The sequence below is a fragment of the Nocardioides sp. genome (assembly GCF_024509035.1).
Taxonomy (GTDB): domain Bacteria; phylum Actinomycetota; class Actinomycetes; order Propionibacteriales; family Nocardioidaceae; genus Nocardioides.
Genome location: NZ_JANINT010000380.1, coordinates 13227 through 19767, shown reverse-complemented (window position 1 = coordinate 19767; position 6541 = coordinate 13227). Strand labels below are relative to the sequence as shown.

General features: G+C 72.6%; 6 protein-coding genes and 2 pseudogenes. 4 read left to right on the top strand and 4 right to left on the bottom strand.

Annotated features, from left to right (window positions below; all coding sequences use genetic code 11):
• A pseudogene (locus Q0L15_RS21855) lies at window positions 1–605 on the top strand (4-hydroxyacetophenone monooxygenase); the annotation flags it as partial.
• Window positions 602–1444, top strand: coding sequence for an SDR family NAD(P)-dependent oxidoreductase (locus tag Q0L15_RS21850; RefSeq protein WP_296606923.1), 843 nt, complete (start codon window positions 602–604; stop codon window positions 1442–1444). The pseudogene Q0L15_RS21855 and the gene Q0L15_RS21850, both read left to right, overlap by 4 nt.
• 6 nt (window positions 1445–1450) lie before the next feature.
• Here Q0L15_RS21850 and Q0L15_RS21845 read toward each other — a convergent pair whose 3' ends face one another.
• The gene (locus Q0L15_RS21845; protein WP_296606922.1) at window positions 1451–2797 is read right to left on the bottom strand and encodes a threonine/serine exporter family protein; all 1347 of its coding nucleotides are present in this window, start codon (window positions 2795–2797) and stop codon (window positions 1451–1453) included.
• Between the two features lie 38 nt (window positions 2798–2835).
• Here Q0L15_RS21845 and Q0L15_RS21840 point away from each other — a divergent pair, with 38 nt between their 5' ends.
• Window positions 2836–3372: a DUF402 domain-containing protein gene (locus Q0L15_RS21840; RefSeq protein WP_296606920.1), complete on the top strand. Its 537-nt coding sequence runs from the start codon at window positions 2836–2838 to the stop codon at window positions 3370–3372.
• A 19-nt stretch (window positions 3373–3391) separates the two neighbouring features.
• Window positions 3392–4522 (top strand): glutamate--cysteine ligase, encoded by a 1131-nt coding sequence (locus Q0L15_RS21835; RefSeq protein ID WP_296606918.1) that lies wholly within the window; start codon window positions 3392–3394, stop codon window positions 4520–4522.
• An 8-nt stretch (window positions 4523–4530) separates the two neighbouring features.
• On the opposite strand, the gene Q0L15_RS21830 is transcribed toward Q0L15_RS21835, so the two are convergent.
• From Q0L15_RS21830 to Q0L15_RS21820, 3 genes and pseudogenes are all read right to left on the bottom strand, one after another.
• Window positions 4531–5001 carry an HIT family protein gene (locus Q0L15_RS21830; protein ID WP_296606917.1) on the bottom strand — a complete coding sequence of 157 codons (471 nt, stop codon included), beginning with the start codon at window positions 4999–5001 and terminating at the stop codon, window positions 4531–4533.
• A gap of 20 nt (window positions 5002–5021) precedes the next feature.
• Window positions 5022–6110 (bottom strand): DNA polymerase IV, encoded by a 1089-nt coding sequence (locus Q0L15_RS21825; RefSeq protein ID WP_296606915.1) that lies wholly within the window; start codon window positions 6108–6110, stop codon window positions 5022–5024.
• Window positions 6107–6541 (bottom strand): annotated as a pseudogene (locus Q0L15_RS21820) (hypothetical protein); the annotation flags it as partial. The gene Q0L15_RS21825 and the pseudogene Q0L15_RS21820, both read right to left, overlap by 4 nt.

Here is a 6541-nt window from a genome sequence, read left to right as displayed (position 1 = left end):
CCGATCGCATCGCCCAGGTGACCGGCAACGCCGTCGTCACGGCCGACGGCACCGAGCGGCCGGTCGACGTCATCGTGGTCGCCACCGGCTTCCACACCACCGAGCTGCCGATCACCGAGCACGTCATCGGCCGCGAGGGCCGCACGCTGGCCGAGGTCTGGCGCGAGTCCGGCATGGCCGCCTACAAGGGCACCACCGTGCCGGGCTTCCCGAACTACTTCATGCTCGTCGGCCCCAACACCGGCCTGGGCCACTCCAGCATGGTGTTCGTCATCGAGTCGCAGGTGGAGTACCTCCGCGGCGCGGTGCGCGCGATCCGGCGTGGGGAGTACGCCGCCGTCGAGCCGCGCCAGGACGCCCACGACGCCTGGAACGCCGGCCTGCAGCGACGGATGCGCCGCACCGTGTGGAACACCGGCGGCTGCTCGAGCTGGTACCTCGACGAGCACGGCCGCAACACCACGCTGTGGCCCAAGTCGACGGTGACGTTCCGCCGCCAGCTCGCCCGCTTCGACACCGACGCCTACGAGCTGCGACCCCACCCCGTCCCGCCAGCACTGCCCACCAGCCCTGACACCCCCGCCCGAGAGGACGTGACCGCATGAAGACGCTCGAGGACAAGGTCTGCGTCGTGACCGGCGCCGGGTCCGGCATCGGCCGCGCCCTGGCGCTCAACCTCGCCGCGCGCGGTGCACGGCTGGCGCTGAGCGACGTCGACGACGCCGGTCTCGCCGAGACGGTCGACCTGGTCGAGCGGGCCGGGGTGCGCGAGGTGCGCTCCGACCACCTCGACGTCGCCGACCGCGACGCGTTCGCGGCGTACGCCGCCTCGGTCGCCGACCACTTCGGCCGGGTGAACGTCGTCGTCAACAACGCCGGCGTCGCGCTGGCCGGCAACCTCGAGGACCTCGAGTACGCCGACATGGACTGGATCATCGGCGTGAACTTCTGGGGCGTCGTCCACGGCACCAAGGAGCTCCTCCCCCACCTGATCGCCTCCGGCGACGGGCACGTCGTCAACATCTCCTCGCTGTTCGGGCTGGTCTCGATGCCCGGCCAGAGCATGTACAACGCCTCGAAGTACGCCGTGCGCGGCATGTCCGAGGCGCTGCGCGAGGAGATGCTCATCGCCGGCCACCCGGTCGGCGTCACCGTCGTGCACCCCGGCGGCATCAAGACCGCGATCGCCCGCAACGCCCGCGTCTCCGCTCGCGAGGACAAGGACCGCACCGCCAAGCTCTTCGACGAGAAGCTCGCCAAGATGACCCCCGAGCGGGCCGCCGAGATCATCGTGCGCGGCATCCTCCACAACCGGGCGCGGGTGCTGGTCGGGCTCGACGCGCACGCGATCCACCAGCTCGCCAAGCTCACCGGCTCGCGTTACCAGGACATCGTCGCCAAGGCCGGCAAGCGGGTGCTGCCCGAGCGCACCACCGTGGTCTGAGCAGGGTCAGGCCTGCTGGGCGCGGGCCTTGCGCCGTTCACGCCGCGACGTGCGCGTCCGCAGCGGGCCGACGAGCCGCGGGCCGGCGAGCCGGCTCTCGAGCCGGTGCGCCTCGCGCTTGAGCGGCTGCGCCACGAACTCGCCGAGGATCACCCCCGAGGCCAGCGCGATCGCCACCGACGCGGCCGTGATGATCGCGAGGAGGCCGTCCGAGGTCTGGTTCCCGCCCTCGGCGAGCAGGCTCAGCCCCCGGTAGATCGACAGGCCCGGCAGCATCGGGACGATCGCCGGCACCACGACGACCAGGGGCGGCACCCGCATCCGGCCCGCGACGGTGTAGCTCACCAGGCCCACGAAGAACGCCGCGAGGGCGGTCGGCCAGGTCCGGCCGACCCCACCCAGCATGCCGGACTGGGCGATGACCATCGCGACCGCCGAGACCAGGCCGACCGGTGCGAGCGAGCGGCGTGGGGCGTACGACGCGAACGCGAACGCCGCGGCACAGATCGCCGCCCCGAGCGCCATCACCGACACCTCCTTGAGGCCGGCGGCCGCGCCGGGGTCGAGGCGTCCGACGTCGACGCCGAGCACCTCCGCGAGCGTCAGGCCCCCGCTGACGCCGGCGATGATGCCGGCGGTCGCGAGCATCGCCTCGGTGAGCCGCGCGCCCGCGGTCACGTAGAAGCCCGACAGCGCGTCCTGCAGGGCGCCCATGAACCCGATGCCGGCCAGCAGCATGATGATGTTCGCCGTGACCGCGACCGACGGGTCGAGGTCGGGCATCAGCGCGGCCGCGAGCACCGCGATGATCGTCGCGATGCCGCCGCCCGCGACCTGGCGGTAGAAGAACGGAAGCCGCCGTCGCGCCATCAGCAGCTGGAGCCGGTCGATGCAGGCGGCGGCCAGGAAGGCCACCCCGACGACGACCGGGCCACCTCCGAGCTGCAGACCGACGCCGGCGCACATCAGGCCCCATCCGAGCGTGACCGCCCACCGGGGCGTCTGGTGGCCGGAGGAGACGATCCGGGCCAGGCGGCTGCGTGCCTCCTTGAGGTCGACCTCGTCGCGCAGCACGTCGCGCACCAGGTGGTCGACGAGCGTCAGGTCCTCGTAGTCGATGTCGCGCTGCTTGACGTGCCGCAGCAGGACGGAGGCGGGCTCCTCCGGATCGCGCTGGTAGCTCATCGAGAGCGAGGTGAAGGTGATGTCGATCTCGGGGTTGCGCACGCCGTAGTGCCACGCGAGCGACTGCATGGTCGCGATCACGTCCGCCGCCCCGGCGCCCGAGGACAGGAGCATCTCGCCGACACGAAGACAGAAGTCCAGGGTCAGGTTGAGCTGGCGTTCGGGCATGGCGGCCATGTTCCCAGCCCGACTGGTAGACAGACCAGGTGACCCCCGAGCCCGGCGCCGACGTGCGCATGGTCATGTCCAAGTGGGGTGCGACGCCGCACTGGGAGCTCGACGCGATCTACCTCGGCAGCGACGAGCACGGGCAGTGGATCGGCGCGCCCGCCGGCACGCTCAACGCCCGTCCGGGTGCGCAGTTCGTGTCCGAGGTCGACTCGGTCTCTCTCGTCCCACCCGGCGACGGCGAGCTGGTGACCCACATCGCGACCTTCCACCGACCGGGGATCTGGTGCCGGGTGTACGTCGACATCACCACGCCGGCCTGGTGGGACGGCGACCTGCTGCGAGCCGTCGACCTGGACCTCGACGTGATCCGCGGGGACACCGGCCGCGTCTGGGTCGACGACGAGGACGAGTTCGCCGACCATCGCGTGAGCCTGGGCTACCCCGACGACGTCGTCGCGGCCGCGCTCGCCTCGTGCTCGCGGGTGCACGCCGCCGTCACGGCCGAGGCGCCGCCCTACGACGGGACCGCTGAGGCGTGGCTCACCCGCCTGGGCTCTCTCCCCCGTCGCTGAGCTGTGGAACGCTGGGGCGATGAGGATCGACTTCCACGCCTCGCCGGAGCCGACCCTCGGGGTGGAGTGGGAGCTCGCTCTCGTCGACCGGCGCACCCGTGACCTGCGCAACGACGCGACCCACCTCTTCGCGCGGGCCAAGCCGCGGCTGCCCGATCCGGAGAAGCTGCACAAGGAGCTGTTGCGCAACACCGTCGAGGTGGTCAGCGGGGTGTGCCACACGGTCGGGGAGGCGATGGCCGACCTGCGCCGCACGCTCGAGGTCGTGGTGCCCGCCGGCGACGCCCTGGACCTCGACCTGTACGGCGGGGGCACGCATCCGTTCGCGTCGTGGACCGTGCAGCAGCTCTCGGAGGGGCACCGCTACGAGGAGCTGATCAACCGCACCCAGTGGTGGGGCCGGCAGATGCTGATCTGGGGTGTGCACGTCCACGTCGGGATGCCCGAGCGCGAGCGGGTGATGCCCGTCCTCTCGTCCCTGCTCAACTACCACCCGCACCTGCAGGCGCTCTCCGCGTCGTCGCCGATCTGGGCGGGCATCGACACCGGCTACGCCTCCAACCGCGCCCTGATGTTCCAGCAGCTGCCGACCGCGGGCCTGCCGTTCCAGTTCCAGTCGTGGTCGGAGTTCGAGTCGTTCGTCCACGACGAGCTCGTCACCGGTGTGATCGAGGAGATCTCCGAGGTGCGCTGGGACGTGCGCCCGGCCCCGCACATCGGCACCCTGGAGAACCGCGTCTGCGACGGCGTCTCGACGATCTCCGACCTCTCGGCGCTCGTCGCCCTCATGCACTGTCTGGTCGTGGACCTCGACACCCGCGCCGCGGCGGGCGAGACCCTCCCGACGATGCCGCCCTGGCACGTGCAGGAGAACAAGTGGCGCGCGGCCCGCTACGGGCTCGAGGCGATCGTGATCACGGACGCCGACTCCACGGAGCGACTGGTCACCGACGACCTGGCCGACCTGCTCGAGCGGCTGGCGCCGACCGCCGAGCGACTCGGGTGCGTCGACGAGCTCGCGCTGGTCGCGGGCATCCCCGAGCGCGGTGCGTCCTACCAGCGGCAGCGCGCCGTGGCCGAGCAGACCGGCGGCGACCTGGTCGCCGTCGTCGACTCCGTGGTGCAGGAGCTGAGCGCCGGCCTCGGTTGACGTCCTGCTCAGCGCAGCGCGGCGAGCTCGGCGGTGAGAGCCGCCCGTAGGTCGGCGTGCCCGGGGCCGAGCGTGGTGGCCGGGTCGTGCCAGCGCTCCGGCGGGTAGAGCCACACCGGCTTGCCCACGACCTCCGGGGCCTCCCACTCGTAGCGCGGCCACACGTGGGCGTGCAGGAACGCGTCGGTGTTGCCGAGGATCTCGACGTTCACGCGCCGGTACGCCCGGTCGCGGGCCGCGCAGACGTTCTCGACCGCTGCCGCCACGAGATCGGTGTCGGCGAGGAACCGCAGCCGCTCGGCCCGCGGCAGGTCCGAGAGCCGGTCGACGCCCGGCCGCTTGGTCAGCGCGAGCGCGTAGCCGGGCAGGAACTGGACGTCGCCGATCACGGCGAACGCGTCGTCGAGCTCCGCGAGGACGGTCGGGTTGCGCCCCTCGAGGGCCGCGGTCACCCGATCGGAACGCCAGTCATCGGACACGGGACGTGACGATGCCACGCCTACGGCTGACGCGGGGGATCCACCATCTCCAGGCGCACCCCGAGCAGGCGGACGGGGCGGTCCCGCTCCACGCGGTCGAGCAACGAGACGGCCGCGTCAGCAAGGACGGCGGGATCGTTGCTGGGCTCGGGCAACGTGAGGCTGCGGCTGACGGTGAAGAACGGTCGGTAGCGGACCTTGATGCCGACCCGTGCCGCGGGCCGTCCTTCGCGGTCGATGTCGACGACGGCCCTCCGGGTGAGCGAGCGGACCTCCTCGACGACCCGTGTCCAGTCCTCGAGGTCCTCCTGGTAGGTCTCCTCGCGGCCGTGCGCCCTCGGCACCCACGGCGTCGCATCGACCGGACTCGGGTCGACCCCGCGACCGAGGCGGTGGAACCACGGGCCCATCGTCGGGCCGAGCTCGGCGGCGAGCACCCGCGCGTCGGAGCGGGCGAGCTGCTCGACGGTGTCGATGCCGAGACCCGCGAGCTTCTTCGCGGTCTTCGCGCCGATGCCCCACAGCGCGGTCGTGGGGCGCTCTCCCATGACCTCGAACCACGTGTCCTCGGTCAGCTGCCACACGCCTCGGGGCTTGCCGAAGTCGGTGGCGATCTTGGCGCGCAGCTTGTTGTCCCCGATGCCGACCGAGCAGTGCAGACGGGTCTGTGCGAGGACCTCGCCGCGCAGGTGCTCGGCGAAGTCCCGGGGGTCGCCGAGGTCGTGGTGGCCGGGTCCGGCGGCCAGGAAGGCCTCGTCCCAGCCCAGCACCTCGAGGACGACCGGCACGCCTCCCCACTCGAGGGCCCGCAGGGCCGCCATGACCTCCGCCGACGCGGCGTCGTAGGCCTCCTTGTCGACCGGCAGGAACACCGCCTCGGGGCACCTGCGGGCGGCGATCCGCAGCGGCATCCCCGACCCGACCCCGAACGCCCGGGCCTCGTAGGACGCCGTCGCGACCACCCCGCGCTCGGTCGGGTCTCCTCGGCCGCCGACCACGACCGGGAGCCCGGCGAGCTCGGGGCGGCGCAGCACCTCGACCGCGGCGATGAACTGGTCGAGGTCGACGTGCAGCACCCAGCTCGGGGCCGATGTGGACGGCTCGCTCATCGCGGCGGCGGGGGCAGCGCCTCGGTCGACTCGAGCTGGTCGAGCCCGGTGACCATGAGCAGGTCGACGACCACGGAGCGCAGCTGCGCCAGGATCGCGTCGGCGGTGAGCAGCTGGGTGCGCTCGACCAGGGCCGTGGCCTCGCCCACCGCCAGCAGCGCGGTGCGCGCAGCCGTGGCCATCCGGTCCTCGGCCAGCTCGTCGGCGACCTGGTCGGCGGCGTCGGCGAGGTCGAGGGCGAGCAGCGCGTAGGACCCGGGCACGGGGCGTCGCCGGTAGGCCGCGACCGCGGTCTGTCGCACCAGCACGCGGGTGCTGCGCAGGGCCCGGTCGAGGGGATCGACGAGCTCGACCATCGTGCGCAGGTCGCCCTTGTGGCGCACCCGGAACGGCGAGGACGCGACCACCGAGAGTCCCTCGTCGGCAGCGTC